The sequence below is a fragment of the Nocardiopsis sp. NPDC058789 genome (genome assembly GCF_042745575.1).
Taxonomy (GTDB): domain Bacteria; phylum Actinomycetota; class Actinomycetes; order Streptosporangiales; family Streptosporangiaceae; genus Nocardiopsis; species Nocardiopsis eucommiae.
Genome location: NZ_JBHYOW010000009.1, coordinates 271,164 through 295,901, shown reverse-complemented (window position 1 = coordinate 295,901; position 24,738 = coordinate 271,164). Strand labels below are relative to the sequence as shown.

General features: G+C 70.7%; 16 protein-coding genes. All 16 read left to right on the top strand.

Features of this window, described 5'->3' with window-relative positions:
* Positions 1-410: 410 nt before the first annotated feature.
* The 16 genes from ACFW3L_RS16155 to ACFW3L_RS16080 all read left to right on the top strand — a co-directional run bounded on the left by ACFW3L_RS16155 (position 411) and on the right by ACFW3L_RS16080 (position 24,713).
* A complete protein-coding gene (locus ACFW3L_RS16155) occupies positions 411-3,116 on the top strand; it encodes a putative bifunctional diguanylate cyclase/phosphodiesterase (RefSeq protein ID WP_378741009.1) in 2,706 nt (901 codons plus the stop codon).
* 82 nt (positions 3,117-3,198) lie between these two features.
* Positions 3,199-4,092 carry a hypothetical protein gene (locus ACFW3L_RS16150; protein ID WP_378741007.1) on the top strand — a complete coding sequence of 298 codons (894 nt, stop codon included), beginning with the start codon at positions 3,199-3,201 and terminating at the stop codon, positions 4,090-4,092.
* A gap of 385 nt (positions 4,093-4,477) precedes the next feature.
* A complete protein-coding gene (locus ACFW3L_RS16145; RefSeq protein WP_378741005.1) occupies positions 4,478-6,238 on the top strand; it encodes an acetolactate synthase large subunit in 1,761 nt (586 codons plus the stop codon).
* A gap of 18 nt (positions 6,239-6,256) precedes the next feature.
* Positions 6,257-6,781 carry an acetolactate synthase small subunit gene (ilvN, locus tag ACFW3L_RS16140; RefSeq protein ID WP_017547239.1) on the top strand — a complete coding sequence of 175 codons (525 nt, stop codon included), beginning with the start codon at positions 6,257-6,259 and terminating at the stop codon, positions 6,779-6,781.
* A 109-nt stretch (positions 6,782-6,890) separates the two neighbouring features.
* Complete coding sequence (gene ilvC / locus ACFW3L_RS16135; RefSeq protein WP_378741002.1) at positions 6,891-7,886, top strand: ketol-acid reductoisomerase; 996 nt, start codon at positions 6,891-6,893, stop codon at positions 7,884-7,886.
* 400 nt (positions 7,887-8,286) lie between these two features.
* Positions 8,287-9,876: a phosphoglycerate dehydrogenase gene (serA, locus tag ACFW3L_RS16130; RefSeq protein WP_378741000.1), complete on the top strand. Its 1,590-nt coding sequence runs from the start codon at positions 8,287-8,289 to the stop codon at positions 9,874-9,876.
* A gap of 331 nt (positions 9,877-10,207) precedes the next feature.
* A complete protein-coding gene (locus ACFW3L_RS16125) occupies positions 10,208-10,585 on the top strand; it encodes a hypothetical protein (protein ID WP_378740998.1) in 378 nt (125 codons plus the stop codon).
* Complete coding sequence (locus ACFW3L_RS16120) at positions 10,582-12,435, top strand: glycosyltransferase (protein WP_378740996.1); 1,854 nt, start codon at positions 10,582-10,584, stop codon at positions 12,433-12,435. The genes ACFW3L_RS16125 and ACFW3L_RS16120 overlap by 4 nt, the downstream gene beginning before the upstream one ends.
* Positions 12,432-14,273, top strand: coding sequence for a glycosyltransferase (locus ACFW3L_RS16115; RefSeq protein ID WP_378740994.1), 1,842 nt, complete (start codon positions 12,432-12,434; stop codon positions 14,271-14,273). Before ACFW3L_RS16120 ends, ACFW3L_RS16115 begins: the two co-directional genes overlap by 4 nt.
* A complete protein-coding gene (locus tag ACFW3L_RS16110) occupies positions 14,270-15,886 on the top strand; it encodes a glycosyltransferase family A protein (protein ID WP_378740992.1) in 1,617 nt (538 codons plus the stop codon). The genes ACFW3L_RS16115 and ACFW3L_RS16110 overlap by 4 nt, the downstream gene beginning before the upstream one ends.
* Before the next feature lie 16 nt (positions 15,887-15,902).
* Positions 15,903-17,522 (top strand): glycosyltransferase family 2 protein, encoded by a 1,620-nt coding sequence (locus tag ACFW3L_RS16105; protein ID WP_378740990.1) that lies wholly within the window; start codon positions 15,903-15,905, stop codon positions 17,520-17,522.
* Positions 17,523-18,164: 642 nt separating this feature from the next.
* Positions 18,165-19,229 (top strand): 3-isopropylmalate dehydrogenase, encoded by a 1,065-nt coding sequence (locus tag ACFW3L_RS16100; protein ID WP_378740987.1) that lies wholly within the window; start codon positions 18,165-18,167, stop codon positions 19,227-19,229.
* Between the two features lie 201 nt (positions 19,230-19,430).
* Positions 19,431-20,546, top strand: coding sequence for a branched-chain amino acid aminotransferase (locus tag ACFW3L_RS16095; protein ID WP_378740985.1), 1,116 nt, complete (start codon positions 19,431-19,433; stop codon positions 20,544-20,546).
* Positions 20,547-20,902: 356 nt separating this feature from the next.
* Entirely contained in the window at positions 20,903-22,513 is a 1,611-nt protein-coding gene (cimA, locus tag ACFW3L_RS16090; RefSeq protein WP_378740983.1) for a citramalate synthase, read from the top strand.
* Between the two features lie 359 nt (positions 22,514-22,872).
* On the top strand, positions 22,873-23,820 hold the full coding sequence (locus tag ACFW3L_RS16085) for a carbohydrate ABC transporter permease (RefSeq protein ID WP_378741050.1): 948 nt from the start codon (positions 22,873-22,875) through the stop codon (positions 23,818-23,820).
* Positions 23,817-24,713, top strand: a complete 897-nt coding sequence (locus ACFW3L_RS16080) for a carbohydrate ABC transporter permease (RefSeq protein ID WP_378740981.1) — start codon at positions 23,817-23,819, stop codon at positions 24,711-24,713. Before ACFW3L_RS16085 ends, ACFW3L_RS16080 begins: the two co-directional genes overlap by 4 nt.
* The last annotated feature ends 25 nt before the right edge of the window (positions 24,714-24,738 follow it).

Genomic DNA, 24,738 nt, shown 5'->3' with positions numbered 1-24,738 from the left:
CGGGCCCCGGCCGCCCCCCCCCGCGCCCCCCCGGGGGGGGGCCCCCCGGGGGGGGGGGGGGGGGGGGGCCCGCCCCCCCCCCCACGCCGACGTCACTTCGGGGGAGGGGAGCACCCGGGGTGGCGCTCACTCACGGTGACGGTTCTGTCGTCATCTCTCGTCCGCTCCTCAATCGCTGTGTGACCTTGGTTGCGTAGGGTGTCCACGCACGGGGGTGAGTCCGGCCCGCCGGTTCCACCCCGCCGCCGTTCGTCCCGGGCCCGAGAGAACTCCGGGCGGCAACCAGTGGTGCGGCACGGTGCCGCGTCCTGACGCGAGTGATCACGAGGTGGGTGCTCCATGTTCGAGGAGAGAGCGCGACGGCGGCCGTGGGCCGCCCGGGTCGCCGCGCACCCGCTGGGGGGCCGGTGATGGGAACCAGGGCACGCCGCCTGGGACTGTACGGGTTGGGCGCGCTTTTCCTGCTCTACCTCGCCGCGACCTTCGTGCCGGCGGGAGACGCCACGCTGGCCGCCTCCCTGGGGCAGTGGCCCACCGCCGTGGTGGCCGGTGTCGCGGGTGGCTCCCTGCTCTACGCCTCGCGGCGCTGGGCGCGGACCGGCGCGGACCGGGACGCCCACGTGGACGGGGCCGACGGGCCCGCGGCCCTGCGCTTCCTCGGACTGGCCGCGCTGTCCTGGTGCGCGGGTGGTCTCACTCACGCCATCACGCGCTCCTTCAGCGGTGCGTCGGTCCTCTCGCTCACGCTGGGTGACCTCTTCGCGCTCGCGGCGCTGCCACTCTTCGTGATCGGGTTCACCCGGTTCGCTCCCTGGCCGGGCGGCCTGCGTACGGCCGTGCGGCACATCACCGACAGCTACGTGTGCGCCGCCGCCGTTTTTTCCGTGGTGTGGATCCTGCTGTTCTCCCCGCTCTACGAGGAGCTGGGCGAGGGGGCCGGGTTCCTCGGCTTCGCGCTGGTCTACCCGGTCGCGGACATCGTGGTGCTGTGCCTGCTCATACCGCTGGTGTTCATGTCGCCGCACAGCACCCGGCGCGCGGTGCTGGTGGCGATCGGCGCGCTCGTCGTCATCGCCGCCTCGGACATGGTCGGCGCGGTCACGCGTCTGACCGGTCCCCCGGTGGCGGGCGGCGTCGAGCAGCCGGTGCGCTTCCTCGGCTTCGCCCTCCTGGGCGCGCTGCCGTGGCTGGTTGAGCACCGGCCGGGCGCCGCTCCCCGGAGGATCACCGGCCGGGGGCTGTACCGGTTCGCGCCGGAGATCGCCGCCGTGGGCTCGGTGTTCCTGGCCACGGTGGTGCTGACCGTCGCCGCGCTGCGCCTGCCGGACGTGGCGCCCGTGCTGCCGTTGGCGGCGGGAACGGCGGTGCTGGTCCTGCTGCTGCGGGTCGTCGGGATGCTGGAGGAGAACTCCACGCTCGCCCGCATGGTCCGCAACCGCGAGGGGCACTTCAACGAACTGGCCCGCAACAGCGGTGACGTCATCCTGGTCCTGGACCGCGACGGCGGCGTCCACTACATGAGTCCCGGCACGGCCGAGGCGTTCGGCTACCGGCTGGACGACGTCCTCGCCGCTCCGGTGACCACCCTCATCCACCCCGAGGACCTGGCGCGGACCAAGGCCGTCACGAAGCTGTTCACCGAGCGGGCCAGCCAGGGCGTGCACCTGCGTCTGCGGGTGCGCGCGGCGGACGGCACCTGGCGGCACACCTCCTCGACCATCTCCCTGTACGAGCAGCCGGGCGAGCCCGACCGTCTGCTGGTCACGACCAGCGACATCAGCGCCCAGGTCGCCCTTCAGGACGAGGTCCAGCACCTGACCTTCCACGACGGCGTCACGGGTCTGCCCAACCGCGCCTACCTGGAGGAGCGGGCCAGCGACGTGCTGGCGCACCGGGCGATGAGCGAGGACGCCACGGGGGACGTCGCGGTCATCTTCCTGGACCTGGACGGGTTCACGGCGGTCAACGACTCGGCCGGACACGTGCGCGGCGACCACATGCTGGGACAGGCCGCCCGCCGTCTCCGGGGCGAGCTGGGCACCGACGCCACGCTGGCCCGCTGGGGCGGCGACGAGTTCGCGGTCCTGGTGGAGGACGTGCCGGAGGCGCAGCGGGTGGTCGACCTCGCCGAGCGGCTGGGCCGGGTGATCGCCTCCGAGCCCTTCCAGGTGGCGGACCGGGACATCCTGCTCACCGCCAGCATCGGCGTGGCCTTCGTGGACGCGGCCACGGACAGCGGTGAGCTGCTGCGCAACGCCGACGTCGCGATGACCCGGGCCAAGGAGCGCGGGGCCGGGAACGTGGAGGTCTACGCCGCCCACATGCACGACATGGTCGTGTCCCGGCTGGAGCTCCAGATCCGGCTGCGGCAGGCCCTGGCCAACAGCGAGTTCTTCCTGGAGTACCAGCCGGTCGTGGACCTGGGCACGTCGCAGGTGAACGCGGTGGAGGCGCTGGTGCGCTGGGACCGCGACGGTGAGGCGCTGGGCCCGGCCGAGTTCCTGGGCGCCGCCGAGGAGTCGGGCCTGATCGTTCCCCTCGGGGAGTGGATACTGCGGGAGGCCTGCGAGAAGGTCGCCGTGTGGCGGGTCTCCGACTGGGACATCGGCCTGTCCGTGAACCTGTCCGTGAAGCAGGTGCTGTCCCCGAGGTTCGTGGAGACGATCGAGGGGGTGCTGGCCGAGACCGGTCTGCCCGCCGAGGTGCTCACCCTGGAGGTGGACGAGGAGGTCCTCCTCGACGACGAGGACGACGCCGTCGCGCGCCTGGGCGAACTCCGCGAGCTCGGCGTGCGCCTGGCCATCGACGACTACGGCATGGGGTACGCCTCCCTGGCGCACCTGCGTGAGCTGAGCGTGGACGCGATCAAGATCGACCCGTCCTTCATCGCGGACCTGGGCCGCGACGACACGGTCACCCTGCTCACGCACACGATCATCCAGCTCGGCCGCGACCTGGGCGTCCAGGTGGTCGCGGAGGGTATCGAGCGTCCCGAGCAGCTGGAACAGCTGCGGGTGATGGGCTGCGATCACGGCCAGGGGTTCCTGGTCGCCCGCCCCATGGCCGCGAGCGGGGTGGAGGCCCTGGTGGGCGGAGAGGCCGGGGTGCACCTGTAGTCCGGACCGGGCACCGTGGGACCGACCCGGACGTAGCGGAGTTCGCCTGCCAAGACCTGGGCAGGCCCGCTACTTTGCCGACATGCCCTCTCATCAGCACGAGTTCCCCCTCGACCTGATCCGTCATGATCCCGGGTCAGCGGTGGAGCTGCTCCAGGAGATCACCGGCAAGCCGCTGCCGGAGTTCACCAGGGTCCGATGCGACGCCTCCGAGGCGACGAGCACGGCTCTGACTCACCTGACCGCGGACTCCGTGGTGGTCTGCGAACGGTCGCCCTACCCTCACGAGAAGGGGGCGGACCCGGTCCCCGTCCTCGCGATCATCATCGAGCCCCAGAACGGTAGGGACGACCGCAAGCTCTTCAGCTGGCCCGCCTACGTGGCCTACACCCGTCTGCGCCTGAAGTGCCCGGTGGTACTCCTGGTGCTCACGCCGACGTCGGCACTGGCCGACCGCTACTCCACCCCCATCGACCTGGGGTGCGGGGAGGTCCGGCCCTTGGTGCTGGCGTTGGACACCCTCACACCCGTCACCGACGAGGAGGTCGCGGCTGACCGGCCGGTGCTGACGGTCCTGGCCATCGCCAACAACCCGACCGAGGACGAGGCGGCGCTGAAGGCACTGCTCGCAGCCCTGGCGAGCCTCGATGGATCGTCCTCGTCCTTGTACTCTGACTATGTGATCGCGGCCCTGTCCGCCACGGCTCTGGGATCATTGGAGAAGCTCATGAAGCTGAAGGACTACGAGTTCAGGACCGAGATGATCGGCCGCCCCTACCGTGAGGGTCAGGCCAAGGGGCGTATCGAGGCCCTGTTCACGATTCTTGAGGCCAGGGGGATCACGTTGTCCGAGGCGGAGCGGGAGCGGGTCGCCGCCACGACCGACCTTGACACTCTGGACGCCCTGGTACGCCGGGCCGCGCGCGCCGAGCGGGCCGAGGATCTCTTCGAGGGCGGGCCCGAGTTGGGACGTTAAGTCCGGCTTGTGAAGGAAGTATCGAGCCCCTGTCGCGTGTTCTGCGTTACACGCGACAGGGGCTTCGTCGTCGTTCACGCAGGTCAGGGCGGTGGTGGCAGTGTGCGCTCGGCCGCATTCTGACATTTCTGTATCACATAGTGAGACAAACTTCAGTTCTGGTTGACGCGCGACCTCTCCGTCGGCCAATGTTGTCAACGTGCAGAACAACTCCCTGATTCTCGTACTTGGTCGGCGCGCAGCCCACTGAGCTACTTCTGCTGCGCGCCACCCTCGACCGCCACCCGGCGGTGGGGGTTTTTTTATTGCCGCACCAGGCCGAGAACCAGAACCACCACCGCCAGAGCCGCAGTACCGCTCTGGACCCTCGCTGAAGGATCTTGAGATGACCGAGCAGATGACCGGCGCCCAATCGCTGATCAGGTCGCTGGAGCACGTCGGCGTTGACACTGTCTTCGGGATTCCCGGCGGCGCCATCCTCCCCGCGTACGACCCCCTCTACGACTCGGTGAAGGTGCGCCACATCCTGATGCGCCACGAGCAGGGAGCCGGGCACGCGGCCGAGGGCTACGCCTACGCCACCGGCCGACCCGGGGTGTGCATGGCCACCAGCGGACCCGGGGCCACCAACCTCGTCACCCCGCTGGCCGACGCCCACATGGACTCGGTCCCGATGGTCGCCATCACCGGCCAGGTCGCGTCACCGATGATCGGCACCGACGCGTTCCAGGAAGCCGACATCTGCGGCATCACCATGCCGATCACCAAGCACAACTTCCTGGTCAAGGACGTCCGCGACATCCCTCGTACCATCGCGGAGGCCTTCCACATCGCCTCCAGCGGCCGCCCCGGCCCGGTGCTCGTCGACATCTCCAAGGACGCCCTCCAGAACAGCACCGACTTCGTCTGGCCCGAGCGCCTGGACCTGCCCGGCTACCGCCCGGTCACCAAGCCGCACGGCAAGCAGGTCCGCGAGGCGGCCCGCCTGATCGCGGACGCCAGGCGCCCGGTCCTCTACGTCGGCGGCGGGGTCCTGCGCGCCGGCGCCTCCGCCGAGCTGCGCGTCCTCGCGGAACTCACCGGTGTCCCCGTCGTCACCACGCTGATGGCGCGGGGCGTCTTCCCCGACAGCCACCCGCTGAACGTCGGCATGCCCGGCATGCACGGTGACGTCGCCGCCGTCGGCGCCCTCCAGAAGGCCGACCTCATCGTCGCCCTCGGCGCGCGTTTCGACGACCGCGTCACCGGCCGTCTGGACAGCTTCGCCCCCGACGCGAAGATCGTCCACGCCGACATCGACCCGGCCGAGATCTCCAAGAACCGCCACGCGGACGTGCCCATCGTCGGCGACTGCCGGGAGGTCCTCGCGGACCTGGTCGTGGCGGTCCGCGCCGACCAGGAGAAGGGCCGTCAGGGCGAGTACGAGGCCTGGTGGGACCGGCTCAACAAGCTCCGCACCACCTACCCCAAGGGCTTCGACGCCCCCGACGACGGCACCCTGTCACCGCAGGCGGTCATCCAGCGCCTCGGCCAGGTCGTCGGCCCCGAGGCCACCTACGTGGCGGGCGTCGGCCAGCACCAGATGTGGGCCGCGCAGTTCGTCGACTACGAGCGCCCCGGCTCCTTCGTCAACTCCGGCGGCCTCGGCACCATGGGCTTCTCCGTCCCGGCCGCCCTGGGCGCGAAGGTCGGGGACCCCGACCGCGTGGTCTGGTCGGTGGACGGCGACGGCTGCTTCCAGATGACCAACCAGGAGCTGGCCACCTGCGCGATCGAGGGCATCCCGATCAAGGTCGCCGTGGTCAACAACGGCAACCTGGGCATGGTGCGCCAGTGGCAGACCCTCTTCTACGAGGGCCGCTACTCCAACACCAACCTCCAGACCTCCCCGCTGGACGAGAAGGTCCGCATCCCGGACTTCGTCCGCCTGGCGGAGGCCTACGGCTGCGTCGGCCTGCGGTGCGAGACCCCCGCGGACATCGACGCGACCATCGAGAAGGCCATGGCGATCAACGACCGCCCCGTCGTCGTCGACTTCACCGTGAACCACGACGCCATGGTCTGGCCCATGGTCGGCCCCGGCGTCAGCAACGACAACATCCAGTACGCGCGCGACATGGCGCCCAACTGGGAACACCAGGACTAGGAGTAGGGCCGAACCACCATGAGCCGTCACACGCTTTCCGTTCTGGTCGAGGACACCCCGGGCATCCTGGCCCGGGCCTCCGCCCTCTTCTCCCGTCGTGGGTTCAACATCGACTCACTCAGTGTCAGCACCACTGAGTACACCGGACTGTCCCGGATGACGATCGCGGTCAACTGCGACCTCCACCCTTTGGAGCAGGTGACCAAACAGCTCAACAAGCTGGTCAACGTCGTCAAGATCGTGGAGATGGACACCACCGCGTCGGTGCAGCGCGAGCTGCTCCTGGTCAAGGTCAAGGCCGACGCGTCGAGCCGCACCCATGTGCTTCAGACGGCCGAGCTGTTCCGCGCGCACGTCGTGGACGTCAGCCCGGACGTCGTCGTCATCGAGGCCACCGGCGACCCCGAGAAGCTCGATGCCCTGGTCAGGAACCTGGAACCCTTCGGGATCCGGGAACTGGTGAAGTCAGGGCTGGTCGCCCTGGGGCGGGGCCCCCGTTCGATCACCGACCGCTCCCTGCGGGCGGTCGACCGCAGCGCCTGAGCCGTCACCGGCGAAACGGCACCCGGCGGAGCTCGAACTGAGAGGCTGTCCGGACACGGCCGGACGGCACCCCGCCCCCACGTACGTGAGAAACAAGGAGTAACCCCAAGTGGCAGCACAGATGTACTACGACGACGCCGCCGACCTCGCGCTCATCCAGAGCAGGAAGGTCGCCGTGATCGGTTACGGCAGCCAGGGCCACGCCCACGCGCTGTCGCTCCGTGACTCGGGTGTCGACGTCCGGGTCGGTCTGGCCGAGGGCTCGAAGAGCCGCGCCAAGGCCGAGGAGGAGGGCCTGCGGGTCGTCACTCCCGCCGAGGCCACCCGCGAGGCCGACGTGATCATGATCCTGGTCCCGGACCACATCCACCGTGACCTGTACGCCCAGGAGATCGCGCCCAACCTGGAGGCGGGCAACGCCCTCTTCTTCGGGCACGGCTTCAGCATCCGCTACGGCCTCATCGAGGCCCCCGAGGGCGTCGACGTCGCCATGGTCGCTCCCAAGGGCCCGGGCCACCTGGTCCGCCGCCAGTACGAGGCCGGGCGCGGCGTGCCCTGCCTGGTCGCGGTCGAGAAGGACGCCAGCGGACAGGCCTGGGACCTGGCCCTGTCGTGGGCCAAGGGCATCGGCGGCACCAAGGCGGGCGTCATCAGGACGACCTTCACCGAGGAGACCGAGACCGACCTCTTCGGTGAGCAGGCCGTCCTGTGCGGTGGCACCGAGGAGCTGGTCAAGGCCGGTTTCTCCACCCTGGTCGAGGCGGGCTACCAGCCTGAGATCGCCTACTTCGAGTGCCTGCACGAGCTCAAGCTCATCGTCGACCTCATGTACGAGGGCGGCATCTCCAAGATGAACTGGTCCGTGTCGGACAACGCGGAGTACGGCGGCTACACCCGCGGCCCGCGCCTCGTCACCGAGCAGACGCGCGAGGAGATGCGCAGGATCCTGGGCGAGATCCAGGACGGCTCCTACGCCAAGGAGCTCATGGACGAGTTCGACGCCGGTCAGCCGACGTTCTCCAAGCGCCGTGAGGCCGAGCAGAACGAGCAGATCGAGAAGGTGGGCGCCGAGCTGCGTCCGCTGATGAGCTGGCTCAAGGCCTAGGGAGTTCTTTGTGGATGCTTTCGCCGGTGGCGGCGGAGCCGCCGTCGATGCGAGCGGCCGCCAGGCCGTCTCTCGCAAGACGAGGAGCGAAGGCCAGCCCGGGGTTGGCTGTCCGAGCTTCGTCGGCGCGGAGAGAGGCAGCCTGGCAACGCGAGCGCGGAATGATCCACAAGACACGACCTAGCAGCGACGTCGTTTCTCGAACTCCCCACCGGGGCGGGGCGGGTGCTCCGCCCCGGTGGCGTTCGCGGGGGAGGGTGACTCTTCTTTCGTCGGAGGTCCCCCCTCCGCCCGACGGGCTTCCCTACCCCGCTAGTAGACTTTTGACCGGCCGTCACACCCGACTCGGGCAGCGCCTCCACCTGCGCGATCGGGTCGCACCACCCGAAAAGGAACAGTTGTGACCAAACCCGTCGTACTCGTCGCGGAAAAGCTTTCACCCGCCGGAATCGCGCTTCTCGAGGAAGACTTCGAAGTACGCCATGTGGACGGTGCCGACCGGTCCCAGCTGCTTCCCGCCCTTTCCGGCGTCGACGCCCTGATCGTGCGCAGCGCCACCCAGGTGGACGCCGAGGCCGTCGCCGCGGCCAACCGCCTCCAGGTCGTCGCCCGCGCGGGCGTGGGTCTGGACAACGTGGACGTGGACGCCGCCACCAAGGCCGGTGTCCTGGTGGTCAACGCCCCGACCTCCAACATCATCAGCGCCGCCGAGCAGGCCATCAACCTCCTGCTCGCCAGCGCCCGCCACACCGCCCCCGCCCACAACGCCCTCATCAACGGCGAGTGGAAGCGGTCCAAGTACACGGGTGTGGAGCTCTACGAGAAGGTCGTCGGCGTGGTCGGCCTCGGCCGGATCGGCGCCCTGGTCGCCCAGCGCCTCCTGGCCTTCGGCACCCGCGTCATCGCCTTCGACCCCTTCGTGCAGCCCGCCCGCGCCGCCCAGATCGGCGTGGAGATGGTCACCCTGGACGAGCTGCTGGAGCGCTCGGACTTCATCACCATCCACCTGCCCAAGAACAAGGACACGGTGGGCCTGATCGGTGACGAGGCGCTGAGCCGGGTCAAGCCCTCCGTGCGGATCATCAACGCCGCGCGCGGAGGCATCCTCGACGAGGAGGCCCTGTACCGCGCGCTCAAGGACGGCCGGGTGGCCGGTGCGGGCATCGACGTGTTCGCCAAGGAGCCCACCACGGACAGCCCGCTGTTCGAGTTCGAGAACGTCGTGGTCGCCCCGCACCTGGGCGCCAGCACCGCCGAGGCGCAGGAGAAGGCGGGCACGCAGGTGGCCCGCTCGGTGAAGCTGGCCCTGTCCGGCGAGTTCGTCCCGGACGCGGTGAACGTGCAGGGCACCGGGGTCGCGGAGGAGATCAAGCCGGGTCTGCCGCTCACCGAGAAGCTCGGCCGGGTGTTCACCTCGCTGGCCGGTGCGCTCGCCGCGCGGATCGACGTCGAGGTGCGTGGCGAGATCGCCCAGCACGACGTCAAGGTCCTGGAGCTGGCCGCGCTCAAGGGCGTGTTCACCGACGTGGTCGAGGACACCGTGACCTTCGTGAACGCGCCGCTCCTCGCGAAGGAGCGCGGGGTCGAGGTCAACCTGGTCACCAGCGACGACAGCACCGACTGGCGCAACCTGATCTCCGTGCGCGGTGTGCTGGCAGACGGCACCCGGGTGTCGGTCTCGGGCACGCTGACCGGCCCGCGCCAGTCCGAGAAGCTGGTGGAGATCAACAACTACACGATGGAGATCGGCCTCGACGAGCACATGGTGTTCCTCTCCTACGAGGACCGCCCGGGGATCGTCGGCAAGGTCGGCGCGCTGCTCGGTGACGCGGAGGTCAACATCGCGGGCATGCAGGTCATCCGGGACCAGGAGGGCGGCAAGGCGCTGATCGCCCTCACCGTGGACTCCGCGGTGCCGGACGACATCCTGACCTCGATCTCCGCCGAGATCGACGCCGAGATCGCACGTCAGATCGATCTGGAGGACTGACGGCCCGAGTCGGTCCGAAAGGGACCGTCCCTCCCGGATATCGAAAATTCGACATCCGGTCGGGGTGGTCCCTTTTTCGTGTCACGAGAATGCGTCACAAATGAATCTTTGATATTCGATTCCCCTTTTCGGGCGTCCCTCCAAAATGTGCGTCAGGGATCGGTAAACAACCGGAGACACGCGCCTGCCTGGTTCTTCGCTTCCGTCGGTGCGGTGGAACTCTGTCCCCGAACCGGCCGTGTTCGGCATCCTCGGGAGTCGGTTCCCGGCCATCCGGTGTTCCGTGCGAATGGGGTGTGAATTGCGTATTCTGCGGCAGCGACGTGTTCTCGTGGCATTGGCCTCGATGGTCGTGGTCTCCGGGACCTTCGGATCACTGTTCCTCGCGGGGTGGGTCGATCTGTGGTCGGCCGTGGAGATCACCGCTCTCGCGGGGCTCTCCGGACTGGTCGCCCTGCTGGTTCTGCAGACGCGGCGCACGGCCGCGCAGATCAGACACCTGCGACGCGGCCTCGACCGCCAGGTGCGCGAGGTCGCGGAGATCGCGGGTGAGAACCGGGCCGAGATGTTCGGCCGCGCCGACGACCTGACCGACCGGTTGGACACGGTGGCCGAGTCGGTGGCCGACCTGCGCACGGAGATGAGCGGTCGGCTGTCCGAGGTCCAGGTCATCAAGGGCTCCACCGTGCACAGCCGGGTGGTCTCGTGAGGGAGGGGGCCCTGAACGAGGCCCTCCGTGGGCGTGGTCCGGGGCGCCTGGTGCTGTGCCACATCGGTGAGGGGACCGATCCCGGACCCGACGTACCCGGGGACGGGGTGGAGGTGGTCGACCTCCGGAAGGCGGACGGGCGCGAGTTCGACGGGCCGGTCGAACGCGTCGTGGTCCTCGCGGGCACCACGGCGGACCTGCGCGCGGCGGTCCCGCTGAGCGCGGGACTGCCCTCGGCTGCCGACCTGCGGGTGGTGGTCGCCGCCTCGGCCCGGCACACCGGGCCGCCCCTGCCCACCCCGCCTGGCCTGGGCCAGTGGGAGGGCCTGCTCCACTTCCAGGTGGGCCGTCTCCAGGGACGGGGCTGGTCGTGCTCGTTCGCCTTCACTGATCCGGTCGATTCGGGGGCGGTCCTGAGGGCGGTCGCGCAGGCGATGGTGGGTGGTCGGCGGGGCCAGGCCCCGCCGAGGAGGCAGGATCCGGACGTCGTTCCCGCCACGGTACCCACCTGGGCGGTTCTGGGCCGTCCCGGCGCGCTGTCGGCCCGTCCTGCGCTCCGCGAACTGTCGGTGGAGGACGTTCCGGTGGTGGACGAGCGGGTGGTGAACCCGATGGGCTTCAGGCATGGTTCCACCCCGCGTGTGGGCCGGTTGGTCTCGCGTGGTGGGCGTTGGGTGCTGGTCGCGGGGAACGGTGTGCGTTGGCGGGTGCCGGAGGACGGCGCCGTGTCGGACGTGGACGTGGCGGGTCTGCGCGATCTGCGTGCGGTGCGGGTGGAGTGGGGTCGCCACAGCGGCCCGTTGGCGGCGGTGCGGGCGGTGGCAGGGCTCGCCGCCGCGGGGATTCCGCTGGTGAGCGGCCCGGTGCCCGGATGGGCGCGGTGCCTGGGTGGGGAACTGTCGGATCTCGTCACCTCCGTGGAGGAACGGCTGATGGTGGACCCGCAGTCGCGTGAGGAGCACAGCGTCCGGTTGCGGCGTGCGGCCCTGCGCCTCCATGGTGCGCACGGTCGGGCCCGGCTCCTCGCGGACGCGGGAGGTCCTCCGGTTCCGGCGGAGCCCTCGGTGTCGGTGGTGCTGTGTACGCGGCGTCCCGAGATGGTCGGGTTCGCGTTGCGGCAGGTGGCCCGCCAGCGGGGCGTGGACGTGGAGGTCGTGCTGGCCCTGCACGGGTTCTCGGCGGAGGCTCCCGGGGTCGCGGCCGCGATCGCGGAGTTCCGGCGGGGCGGCCGTTCGGCCGTGGTCTGGGAGCCGCCGGAGGACCTGGTCTTCGGTTCGGTGCTGAACGGTGCGATCGCGCGGGCCAGCGGAACCCTGGTGGCGAAGATGGACGACGACGACTGGTACGGGCCCGAGCACCTGTCCGACCTCGTGCTGGCCCGCCGCTACTCGGGGGCCGACCTCGTCGGGAGCATCGTCTCCTTCGTCTACCTGGAATCCCTCGACCGCACGGTGCGTCTGGCCGGGAAGACCGACACCCTGTGGCACCGGGCGGCCGGAGGCACCCTGATGACGGACCGCAGGACGCTGGAGGAGGCGGGCGGGTTCGCCCGGGTGTCGACCGCCGAGGACACGCACCTGCTGGCGGCGATCGAGCGGATGGGGGCCCGCATCCACCGGGGGCACGGCTGCAACTACGTCCTGCGGCGCAAGGCGGGCGGCCACACCTGGGGTGTCGGCGCGGGTTACTTCCTGCGGCTGTGCGGTGAACAGCAGCTTCCGGGGTGGCGGCCCAGCGCCCTCCTGGAGCCCGATCCGGAGGACCTGCCGACCACCGTGCTGGCCGGGACCTGGACGGATCTGGCCGAGGCGGAGGAGGAGCGGATCCGCTTCGCGGGGGCGACCCGGTGATCGAGGCACTGTTGACCCGCGCGCGGCGGGCGCACGGGGCGCGGAGGGTCCTGGTCGCCCATACCGGCCCGGGTGCCGCCGCGACCGCCACGGCGCTGGTGGGCGAGTCCGGGAGCCCACTCGTCGACCTGGGGCGGGGCCGGGGCGGGACGGGCGGACGGGCGAAGCGCCCGGTCGACCTGCTCGTCCTCGTCGCCGTGACCGCCGCCGACCTGCGTGCCGCCGTCCCGCGCGCCGAGCGGCTCCCCGACGCGACCGGGTTCGGTATCGCGGTCCGGAGCACGGCACCGCGCCAGTCACCGCCGCTGCCCTCCCCGCCGGGGCTCGGGCAGTGGGCCGGTCTGCTGTACTCGCGGACACGACGACTGCCGGACGAGGGCTGGCTGTGGGAGTTCTCCTTCGCCGACCCGGTCGAGGCGGCACTGGTGCTGGACGCCGTCGCCCGGGGACTGACGGGGGGCAGGCGGGGGCCCGGCTGGGCCGCGCCGCCCAGCGCTCGGAACCGGGTGGTGACCGACCCTTCCTGGCTGCACCTGGGCGGCCGGGGGGCGGTGGCTCGGGCGGCCGGGACCGCCCGGCTGTCGGTGGGGGACGTTCCGGTGGTGGACGAGCGGGTGGTGAACCCGAGGGGTTTCAGCCGGACGTCGACGCCTCGTGTGGGCCGCCTCGTCTCCCGTGGTGGGCGTTGGGTGCTGGTTGCGGGGAACGGTGTGCGTTGGCGGGTGCCGGAGGACGGCGCCGTGTCGGACCTGGACGTCGCGGAGCTGCGTGACCTGCGTGCGGTGCGGGTGGAGTGGGGTCGCCACAGCGGCCCGTTGGCGGCGGTGCGGGCGGTGGCCGGGCTCGCCGCCGCGGGCGTACCCCTCCTGGGCTCCCGCCCGCCGCTCTGGGCGCGCCCGCTGGGGAAGGAGCTGCACGACCTCCTCGCGAACGCGCCCGAGGAGGGGCTCGCGGACGAACTCGTCCGCGAGGAGCACAGCGTCCGGTTGCGGCGCGCGGCCCTGCGCCTCCATGGTGCGCACGGTCGGGCCCGGCTCCTCGCGGAGGCGGGCGGCCCGGTGGCTCCGCCGGAGCCCTCGGTGTCGGTGGTGCTGTGCACGCGGCGTCCCGAGATGGTCGGGTTCGCGTTGCGGCAGGTGGCCCGCCAACGGGGCGTGGACGTGGAGGTCGTGCTGGCCCTGCACGGCTTCGCGGTGGACGCTCCCGGGGTCGCGGCCGCGATCGCGGAGTACCGGAGGGGCGGCCGATCCCTGCTGGTCTGGGAGCCGCCGGGCGACCTGGTCTTCGGTTCGGTGCTGAACGGCGCGATCGCGCGGGCCAGCGGAACCCTGGTGGCGAAGATGGACGACGACGACTGGTACGGGCCCGATCACCTCTCCGACCTCGTGCTGGCCCGCCGCTACTCCGGTGCCGAACTCGTGGGGTGCGCGGCGGAGTTCCACCACCTGGAGCACCTCGGCCTGACCGTGCGGCGTCTGGTCCCGTCCGAGGTCTTCGCCCAGCACGTCACCGGCGCCTCGATCCTCACCGACCGCACGACCCTGGAGGAGGTGGGCGGTTTCCGGCCCCTCCGGGTCGACGAGGACGCCGGGCTCCTCGACGACGTGCGGGACGCGGGCGGTTCCACCTACCGCATCCACGGTCTGGGATGCGTGATCCGGCGCAGGGGAACCGGCCACACCTGGAGTGAGACCTCCGGCTACTTCCTGCGCGAACCCCTGCGCCAGTGGCGCGGTTGGCGCCCCAGCGCACTGCTGGAGTCCAGCCCGGAGGACGCCCCGGCACCGACGACCGAGACGACCACACCCGACTCTCCGACAGCTGGGAGTGACCGATGACGCTTGTGCAGGGCGGTCCGGCGGAGGCGCCGCCGACACTCCGTCCGTTCGTCCGCCGCAACGACTACTCGGTACTGGAACCGCCGTCCCTGGGGGAGTGGGAGCCCACTCTGTCGGTGTGCGTGGTCGTCCCGGCGTACGGCGGGCAGGAGAAGCTCGACCTGACCCTGGCGTCGATGGCCGCGCAGAGCTATCCGTCCGCCCTGACGGAGGTCGTGGTGGTGGACGACGGCAGCGATCCCGCGTTGCGTCTGCCGCCGATCCGCCCCGAGCACACCCGGATCGTGCCCAACGAGCCCGGCGGGTGGGCGCGGGGGCACGCGCTGAACACGGGCGCGGCCTCCACCGACGCGGACGTGCTGTTGTTCTTCGACGCGGACATGATCGCGTTCCGCGAGCACCTCGAGGCGCAGATGCGCTGGCACCACCTGGCCGACTACGTCGCGGTCACCGGGCATCTGCGCTGTGTCGACCACGTGCCCGGGGCCCTGTTCCCGGCGGCCGTCCTCGACGCGGTGCGCCGGGGCGATCCCGAGGCGCTGGTGGCCGGCCCGGGTGAGGAACTGCGCTGGCTGCGGCGCGCCTACAAGCGTACGAAGTTCCTGCGCGAGGTCGGCCACCAGGGCTTCCACTACTTCATCGGTGGGACCGGGTCCGTGCGGCGCGCCTTCTTCGAGGAGTCGGGCGGGGCCGCGTCCGCGCTCGTCCTGGGAGAGGACACCCACCTCGGATACCGGTTCGCCCAGAACGGGGCGGTCTTCGTCCCCGAACCGGAGGCCGGGAGCTGGCATCTGGGACTCCCGCAGATGGAGACCCGCAGGGAGGAGGGCGGCCGGTTCCGTCGCCCCTTCGTCGGCAATCGGCTCCCCCTCGCCGAGGAGCGTCGTGCCCTGACCGGACGCCAGTGGGAGGTGCCGCTGGTCGACGCGGTGGTCGACACCGTGGGGGCGGGGTTCGACGAGGTCGCGGAGACGGTGGACGCGCTGCTGGCCGGTGAGGTGGCCGACGTCCGCGTCACGTTGGTGGGTGAGTGGGAGCGGGTGACCCCGGGACGGCACCGGGTTCTGGACGACCCGGACCTGGACGTGCGCCTGCTCCACGAGCACTACCGGTGTGAACCGAGGGTGCGACTGGCCGAGTCGGAGCCGACGACCGACCCCGACGTCCCCTTCGTGCTGCGGGCCCTGCCCGGGCAGCCCCTGACCCCGCACGCACTGAAACACATGATCGGCCTGGCCGAGGAGACCCACGCGGGGCTCGTGCGCGCCACGGGACCCGACGACGACCTGGGCGGACCCCGGCTGGAACGCGTGGCGGCCCTCGCCCGAGCGCGGAGGCTGCGGGTGGCGGGGGAGGACCTGGACGACCTGCTGGACCGGGTGGCCGGAGTGCACTGGATCGACGGCGACGCGGTGCTGTCCACGCAGCGGGAACCGGAGGGGGCACGCCCCGCGAAGGCGGTGGCGGAACCGCCGGGGGATTGGCGGGAGCGGCTGGAGGAGGCCCGGGCACGGGCGGAGTCGGAGCGGCTCCGAGCCGAGCGCCTGGAGGGTCGGTTCCGCTGGTTGACCAGGAGCCGAACCGGTCGGCTCCTGTACCGGATCATCGGTTGAGGACGTGGGACGGCACATGGTGAACGAGGGCGTGCGCGACGCGGGGACCGGTTCCGGAACCGTGCGAGGAGGGGACCCGCAGGGGCGGCCCCGGGTGGTCCGCAACGACTACTCGGTGCTGGAGCCGCCGGCCCTGGGGGAGTGGGAGCCGCAGATGACGGTGGGCGTGGTCATACCGGCGTACGGGGGGCAGGAGCGGCTCGACCTGACCCTGGCCGCCCTGACCGCCCAGACGTACCCGGCCGACCTGACGGAGGTCGTCGTGGTGGACGACGGCAGCGATCCCGCGTTGCGGCTGCCGCCGATCCGCCCCGAGCACACCCGTCTCGTCGTCGCGCCCGAGCACGGGTGGGGCCCCGGGCACGCGCTCGACGCCGGGGTGGCCGCCACCGGGGCGTCCGTCGTGATGCGGTTGGACGCCGACGTGCTGGTCGGCCGTGAGCACGTCGAGGCGCAGATGCGCTGGCACCACCTGGCCGACTACCTCGTGGTCATGGGCCGGGTCGAGTTCGGGGACGGGCCCGACGGCGGGCTCACCCCGCCCGAGGTGTACGAACACGTGCGCGGTGGGAGGTACGCGGATCTCACGGGCGGCGACACGGACACCATGGACTGGATCACGGAGCTCCTGGAGCGCACCGACGGGCTGCGTTCCGCCGGGCACCGGGCCTGGCAGGTGTTCACCGGGGCCACCGCCTCGCTGCCGCGCGAGCTGTACTCCACCGCCGGAGGATCGGCGTCCGGGCTGGTCATGGGTGAGGACAGCGAACTCGGCTACCGGCTCTCACAACGGGGCGCGGTGTTCGTTCCCGAGCCGGCGGCCACCGGCCTGCACCTGGGGCGTCCGACGACCGAGCTGCGAGGGGGTGAGGCGGCGCGCTTCCGGCGCCCGTTCATGGAGAACCGCGTGCCACGGCTGAACTCCCGCCGCGTCGCCCCGGCGCGGACCTGGCAGGTGCCCTTCGTCGATGTCGTGGTCGACACGGCGGGCCGGGGGTTCGACGACGTGACCGCGACGGTGGACGACCTGTTGGCCGGTGACGTGGCCGACGTGCGGGTCACGTTGGTGGGGGAGTGGTCGAGGGTGACCCCGGGGCGGCACGCCACCATCGACGACCCGGCGCTGGACGTGCGGCTCCTCCACGAGCACTACCGGTGCGAACCGAGGGTGCGGCTGACGGAGTCCGAGCCGGAGACCGACCCCGACGTCCCCTTCAGGCTGCTGCTGTCACCCGGTCTGCGCCCGACGCGGCGGATGGTGCGGGCCCTGACCGGGGCGGCGGACCGGGAGGGCGCCGGGCTGGTCAGGGTGCGCGGCTCCGGGGGACGTACCCACTTCCTGAGGCTGGAGCGCACCGCGGCCTTCGCCCGCGCGCGGCACCTGGGGGTGGACGCGGTGGACCGGGACGCGGCGGTGGCGGCCCTGTGGGGCGTCCACGTACTGGACCGGGCCGGGGTCCTGGTCGAGGACGAGCGGGACGGCGACGGTCCGCCGAAGGACTGGAACAGGAAGATGCGCCGGGCCGAGCGGGAGACGACGCGCTGGCGGACGGAGGCCGAGCGATGGGAGCGCCGCGTCCGTGCGCTCACCCAGGGGCGCGGCACCTGGCTCCTGTTCCTGGGCCTGCGGAGGTGAGACCTGCTTCGGCGCCGCGTTTCGAGGTCGTCATGGCACTCGTGTGAACAGGCGAAACGCCGAAGCGTCTCACAATGTGAGAATCTCTGGTCATATAGTTGGACCTCCGATATTCTGACGTCCTAGGAGTCAGTGGTGTCGGCTCACCGCCGTGCACCACGGTCCAGCGCCCATCCGCCGCCCGGGCGCCACCCTTGTCCGGGCGCCACCCGACGCGGTGCTCCGCGTCCGGGTCGTGTCGGCGCCTCCGGCAGACGATCCCGCCGGGGCGAGCTCCTGTCCCATCTGTCGTGGACAACGTCGCCCACACCGCGCCCGTCCGGATCGACCCGGCCTCGCCGCCGTCGGACCCTCGGGGCGCACCACCGTCGACCGCCGACGGCCGAGCCGTACGCTCCCGCCGTCACGCAGAGCCTCCGGAGGATCACATGTACGACCTGATCGAGTACCCGTCCACGCCCGACTCCGACGACGAGATCCACCGCGCCCTTCAGGACGCGATCAACCGCCGCGACTGAGCGAGCCGAGGTCGGACGACTGTACCGGTCACCTGGGCCGGTACAGTTGTCTCACCTACTGTTCCTTTGATCTCGCCAGGTGAGACGACCGTGGTGGGGTCACGTCCGAGTTAGAGGCAGTCCAATGGCAGCTCGCACCGTGAAACTGGCCGTCATCCCCGGTGACGGGATCGGCTCCGAGGTGGTCGCTGAGGGTCTCAAGGTGCTGGAGGTCGCGGCCGCCCGGTACGACCTGGCCGTCGAGACCACCGAGTACGAGCTCGGTGCCAGGCTCTGGCACCGCACCGGCGAGACGCTGCCCGACTCGGTCGCCGCCGAACTGCGCGAGCACGAGGCGATCTTCCTGGGGGCCGTCGGCGACCCGTCCGTCCCCAGCGGCGTCCTGGAGCGCGGTCTGCTGCTCCGCCTGCGCTTCGACTTCGACCACTACGTCAACCTGCGTCCCGTGCGCCTCTACCCCGGGGTGGACAGCCCCCTGGCGGGTGTGGCCCCCGAGGACATCGACATGCTCGTCGTGCGCGAGGGCACCGAGGGCCCCTACGCGGGCGCCGGAGGCGTGCTCCGCAGGGGAACCCCGCACGAGATCGCCACGCAGGACAGCGTCAACACCCGCTTCGGTGTGGAGCGCCTGGTCCGCTACGCCTTCGAGAAGGCCGCGAACCGCCCCCGCCGCAAGCTGACCCTGGTGCACAAGGACAACGTCCTCACCTTCGCGGGCGAGCTGTGGCAGCGCACAGTCAAGGAGGTCGGCGCCGAGTACCCGCAGGTCACCGTGGACTACTGCCACGTGGACGCCGCCGCGATGTACTTCGTCAACCAGCCCGGCCGCTTCGACGTGGTCGTCACCGACAACCTCTTCGGTGACATCATCACGGACATCGGCGCCGCCATCACCGGAGGCATCGGCCTGGCCGCGAGCGGCAGCATCAACCCGGACCGCACCGCCCCCAGCATGTTCGAGCCGGTCCACGGCTCCGCGCCGGACATCGCCGGTCAGGGCAAGGCCGACCCGACCGCCACCGTGCTCTCCGCGGCGACCATGCTGGACCACCTGGGCGTGCCCGAGGCGGCCCGCCGGATCGAGGACGCCGTCTCCGCCGACCTCAAGACCCGCGCCCAGGACGGTGCCGTCCGCACCACCTCCCGGATCGGCGACGACCTCGCCGCGCGAGTAGCCGAGCAGGGCTGACACCATCGACGTCGGCCCTGCCACTTCCGAGGCGCGGCCGACGAACGAGACAACCGTGATCGTCAGCGGGCGCGCCGGAGACCCCTCCGCGCGCCCGCTGTCCGTGTGACCCGACCTGGCACCGGGTGCGCCTTTCCGACACACTAGATCCCAGGTCGGCGGCGCTGCCGACCGGTTGCATCCGAGAGGACCACCGACGACATGAACAACAACACCACCACCACTGGGTTGACGTTCGACATCCAGCTCTCCGACCAGCGGAAGACCCCGCGGGAACGGGAGGCACTGCTGGAGAACCCCGGGTTCGGTCAGGTGTTCACCGACCACATGGTGAGCATCCGCTACACGGAGGGCAAGGGCTGGCACGACGCCAGGCTGGAGCCCTACGGTCCGCTGACCCTGGACCCCGCCACGGCCGCCCTGCACTACGCGCAGGAGATCTTCGAGGGGCTCAAGGCCTACCGCCACCCGGACGGTGCGCTCGCGTCGTTCCGCCCCGAGGCCAACGCCGCCCGCTTCAACAGGAGCGCGGCGCGGATGGCGATGCCCGCGCTGCCCGAGGAGCTCTTCCTCAAGTCCATCGAGCTGCTGCTCGAACACGACGGCGACTGGGTTCCGTCCAAGGAGTACTTCAGCCTCTACCTGCGCCCGTTCATGGTCGCCACGGACGTGGGCCTGGGCGTCAACAACCCCTCGCGCAGCTATGTCTACCTGCTCATCGCCTCTCCGGTGGGCTCCTACTTCTCCGGCGGCGTCAAGCCGGTGACGGTCTGGCTGTCCAAGGACTTCACCCGCGCCGCCCCCGGCGGAACGGGCGCCGCGAAGTTCGCGGGCAACTACGCCGCGAGTTTCCTGGCCCAGGCCCAGGCCGTGGAGAAAGGCTGCGACCAGGTCGTGTGGCTCGACGCCCGCGAGCACCGCTGGGTCGAGGAGATGGGCGGCATGAACCTGTGGTTCGTGTTCGGTGAGGGCGAGAACGCCCGCCTGCGCACGCCTCCGCTGACCGGCACGCTGCTGCCCGGCATCACCCGTGAGTCGCTGCTCAGCCTCGCCCCGGACCTGGGCATCCCCGCGGAGGAGGAGCCGCTGTCCATCGAGGAGTGGAGGGCGGCCGCCGAGTCGGGTGAGATGACCGAGGTCTTCGCCTGCGGCACCGCCGCCGTGGTCACCCCGGTCGGCCACGTGAAGAGCGACGACGGCGAGTTCACCATCGGTGACGGCCAGCCCGGTCCGGTCACCATGCGCCTGCGCGAGGAGCTGGTGGGACTCCAGACCGGCCTGCGCGAGGACCGCCACGGCTGGATCACCCGCTTCTAGCAAGCCCGGACCCCCCGTCCCCTCAGGGGCCGCCACCGGACGCCCGGGGCGGCCCCTGACGCGTTCCACGGCTCGTCCAAAGCCATGCGAAGCGCCCGGAGTGTCCGGTATGAGGATTATTCGTCTCGCCCAGTGAGACATCTTGGCTCCGAGCTGCGACTCCACCGGGGTCGTGTGGCACACTGACCACATGCTGTCCCAGGTAGTCATTATTTTGGGGCGCGCTGGCTGACGACTTCCCGCGTAGACGCAGGGAAGAAACCGGACCCTGCCAGCGCGCTGACCTCTCGTGTCCACGAGGGGTCTTTTTTGTTGGCCGGGGCCGCCACACACAGCACCGACCGGGAGTTCCACCCATGAGGGACGACAGTTTCCACGTCTTCGACACCACGCTGCGCGACGGAGCCCAGCGCGAGGGGATCAACCTGAGGGTCTCCGACAAGCTGGCCATCGCGAAGCTGCTCGACGACTTCGGGGTCGCGTTCATCGAGGGCGGCTGGCCGGGCGCCAACCCCAAGGACACCGAGTTCTTCCAGCGGGCTTCACGAGAGCTGACGCTGGAGCACGCGCGACTCACCGCGTTCGGCGCGACCCGCCGACCCGGTGTGAGGGCCGCCGACGATCCCCAGGTGGCCGCACTGCGCGACAGCGGCGCGTCGGTCGTCACCCTTGTCGCCAAGAGTGACGACCGGCACGTCGAACGCGCCCTGCGCACGACCCTCGACGAGAACCTCGCCATGGTCGCGGACACGGTCGCTCACCTGCGCGAGCACGGGCAGCGCGTGTTCGTGGACTGCGAGCACTTCTTCGACGGCTACCACCACGACCCGGAGTACGCCCTCTCCGTGGTCCGCGCCGCCTCCGACGCCGGGGCCGACGTCGTCGTCCTGTGCGACACCAACGGCGGCATGCTCCCCTCGGACGTCACGCGCGTGGTGACCGAGGTGCTGGAGGCCACCGGCGCCCGCCTGGGCATCCACGCCCAGGACGACACCGGCTGCGCGGTCGCCAACACCCTCGCCGCCGTGGACGCGGGGGCCACGCACGTCCAGTGCACGGCCAACGGCTACGGCGAGCGGGTGGGCAACGCCAACCTCTTCTCGGTGGTCGGCGCGCTGGGCCTCAAACGCGGCATGGAGGTCCTGCCCGAGGGATGCCTGGCCGAGATGACCCGGGTGTCCACCGCCATCGCGGAGATCGTGAACCTGGCCCCGGACACCCACCAGCCCTACGTGGGGGTGTCGGCCTTCGCGCACAAGGCCGGCCTGCACGCCTCGGCGATCAAGGTCGACCCCGACCTGTACCAGCACACCGACCCGGAGCTGGTCGGCAACCGCATGCGCATGCTCGTCTCCGACATGGCCGGGCGCGCGTCCATCGAGCTCAAGGCGCGGGAGCTGGGCCTGGACCTGTCCGGCGACCGGGAGCTGTCCGGCCGGGTCGTGGAGCGCGTCAAGAGCCTCGAACTGTCCGGGTACAGCTTCGAGGCGGCCGACGCCTCTCTGGAACTGCTGCTGCGCGAGGAACTGGGTTCGCCGGTCCGCTACTTCGACACCGAGTCCTGGCGGGTGCTCACCGAGCGCCGCCCGGCCGTGGGGTCCAGCCCGCTGTCCAACGAGTACGAGAGCCTCAGCGAGGCCACCGTCAAGCTCCGGGTCAAGGGTGAGCGAATCATCGCCACCGCCGAGGGCAACGGTCCGGTCAACGCCCTGGACCGGGCGCTGCGCAGTTCGATGGAGAACGTGTACACGGCGCTGGCCGGGCTGGAGCTGACCGACTACAAGGTCCGCATTCTGGAGGGGACGTCGGGCACCAACGCGATCACCCGCATCCTCGTCAGCTTCAGTGACGGCACCGAGGAGTGGACGACCGTGGGCGTGGGCCCCAACGTCGTCGACGCCTCGTGGGTGGCGCTGGAACAGGCCATCACCTACGGGCTGCTGCGGCAGGGCTACCCCCGGGGCTGATCCCCGCGCCGGTGTGCCGCCACCACCGCTCCGGTGTCGTCCCGGTGACGTGATCGCCACGGGCGTAACCCCCACGTCACACGACCGCCTGATCTCGAAAGTCGAGGTCAGGCGGTCGAGTCTTACTCAGAGGTAAGACAGACCTGTCCTCGGGGTCATAGCCAGTGTGTCCCCGGTCACTCGATACTGCGGACTTTGACGATGTCCGAAATGTACGAGTGGTGATAGATGCCGGTCATAACCAAGGCGCGCGCTTTCGTTGGCGCGCCGTTCGTCTGCCCGCGAACCGCGGGTCACTCGCCCCGTGAAGACTTCGGGGCGTGTCCTCACCCACCATCCGACGGGACGGGGGGAACGGTGTGACCCACGGTTCGGTGACAGAACGCCGCGCCGCGTCGACACCCTCCCCCACGTCCTCGAACAAACGCGCCCGCCCCGGTCGGGACGCGATCCTCGCCTGGGGCTTCCTCGGCCCCTCCGTGGCGGTCTTCGCGCTCTTCCTGGTCTATCCGCTGGGCCGCACCGTCTACCTGTCGATGCACGGCAACGACATCATCGGCCAGCCCAACCGCTTCGTCGGGCTGAGCCACTTCGCGGAGATGGCCTCACCCGAGTTCGGGCGGGTCCTGCTCACCACCCTGGTGTTCACCCTCGGCGTCGTCGTCCCCGGCGTCGTGGGCGCCCTCGCGGTCGTCCTCCTCCTGGAGGGCGTGCTCCGGGCCCAGCGGTTCCTGCGCGGCGCCTTCGCGCTGCCCTTCGCCTTCTCCGTGGCCAGCGCCTCCGTGATCTTCGCGGTCTTCTACAGCCCCGGGAACAGCGTTCTCAACGGCGTCCTCTACCGGATGGGCCTCGACCAGGTCCCGTGGCTGACCTCCCAGGAGATGGCCCTGTGGTCGGTCGCCCTCACCACGGTGTGGATGAACCTCGGGTACGGGGTCCTCGTGCTCGCCGCCGGGGTCGGCTCCATCCCCAAGGAGGTCAACGAGGCCGCCCGCATCGACGGCGCCACCGGGCCGCGCCTGGCCTGGGACGTCACCATCCCGATGCTCGGGCCCCAGCTCTTCTTCCTGATCGTCATCTCCACGATCAACGCGCTCCAGAGCTTCGGGCAGATCCACATCCTCACCGCGGGAGGGCCGGTCGGGTCCACGACCACCCTCGTCTACTCCATCTACCAGGACGCCTTCGCCTACGGAACCAGCGACTTCGGCCGGGCCAGCGCCCAGGCGCTCGTGCTCCTCGTCGTGGTCCTGGTGTGCACCGTCGTCCAGTTCGGTGTCATCGAGCGGAAGGTGCACTACTCATGAGCCGGACCTCCGCGACGGCCACCGCCGACCAGCTCTCCCGGAACGAGCCGGTCCGCGCCCGCCACCGGCACGGGGTCGGGCACGTCGTCGGCCGCGCCCTGCTGTACCTCATGCTGGCGGCGCTGCTGATCCCGGTGCTGTTCCCCGTCTACTACGTGTTCGTGGGAACCCTCATGGAGCCGGGGGAGCTGTCCACGTTCCCGCCGCGCCTGCTCCCCACCGGCGTGCACTTCGAGAACATCCAGGGCGCGCTCGCCGCCGTGCCGCTGCTGCGCATGTACACGAACTCGCTGGTCATGGCCGGGATCATCACGGTCTGCCAGCTGGTGACGTCGGCCCTGGCCGCGTACGCGTTCGTCTTCCTGCGGTTCCGGGGGAGCGCGGTCGTCTTCGCCCTGTTCCTGTCCACGCTGATGGTCCCCGCCGAGGCGACCTTCATCCCCAACTACCTCACCCTGACGGGGTGGGGGCTGGGCAACACCTACGCGGGCCTGGTGCTGCCCTTCCTCGCCTACGCGTTCGGCACCTTCCTGCTGCGCCAGAGCTTCAAACAGTTCCCCCGGGAGCTGTACGACGCCGCGCGCATCGACGGCATGGGACACCTCAGGTTCCTGTGGACCATCCTCATGCCGCTCAGCAAGCCGGCCCTGACCGCCGTCGGCATGTACGTGTTCATCACCAGCTGGAACATGTACTTCTGGCCGCTGATCATCACCCGCAGCACCGAGATGCAGACCCTCCAGATCGGTCTGAACAGCCTCAAGGCGGGTGAGGCCGCCAACCCCGGCCTCGTCCTGGCGGGCGCGGCCCTGTCCGTCATCCCCACCCTCGCCCTCGTGATCTTCGGACAGCGCTTCATCGTCCGGGGCCTCACCGCGGGCGCGGTCAAGTAGGACCCGAAACCCAGTGGAGACGAAG

Excerpts from the sequence above, each read along its gene's own strand:
- ACFW3L_RS16150 (WP_378741007.1), top strand. The coding sequence starts at position 3,199 with ATGCCCTCTCATCAGCACGAGTTCCCCCTCGACCTGATCCGTCATGAT.
- ACFW3L_RS16100 (WP_378740987.1), top strand. The coding sequence starts at position 18,165 with ATGGCAGCTCGCACCGTGAAACTGGCCGTCATCCCCGGTGACGGGATC.
- cimA (WP_378740983.1), top strand. The coding sequence starts at position 20,903 with ATGAGGGACGACAGTTTCCACGTCTTCGACACCACGCTGCGCGACGGA.
- ACFW3L_RS16110 (WP_378740992.1), top strand. The coding sequence starts at position 14,270 with ATGACGCTTGTGCAGGGCGGTCCGGCGGAGGCGCCGCCGACACTCCGT.
- ACFW3L_RS16080 (WP_378740981.1), top strand. The coding sequence starts at position 23,817 with ATGAGCCGGACCTCCGCGACGGCCACCGCCGACCAGCTCTCCCGGAAC.
- ACFW3L_RS16155 (WP_378741009.1), top strand. The coding sequence starts at position 411 with ATGGGAACCAGGGCACGCCGCCTGGGACTGTACGGGTTGGGCGCGCTT.
- ACFW3L_RS16105 (WP_378740990.1), top strand. The coding sequence starts at position 15,903 with ATGGTGAACGAGGGCGTGCGCGACGCGGGGACCGGTTCCGGAACCGTG.
- ilvN (WP_017547239.1), top strand. The coding sequence starts at position 6,257 with ATGAGCCGTCACACGCTTTCCGTTCTGGTCGAGGACACCCCGGGCATC.
- ACFW3L_RS16095 (WP_378740985.1), top strand. The coding sequence starts at position 19,431 with ATGAACAACAACACCACCACCACTGGGTTGACGTTCGACATCCAGCTC.
- ACFW3L_RS16145 (WP_378741005.1), top strand. The coding sequence starts at position 4,478 with ATGACCGAGCAGATGACCGGCGCCCAATCGCTGATCAGGTCGCTGGAG.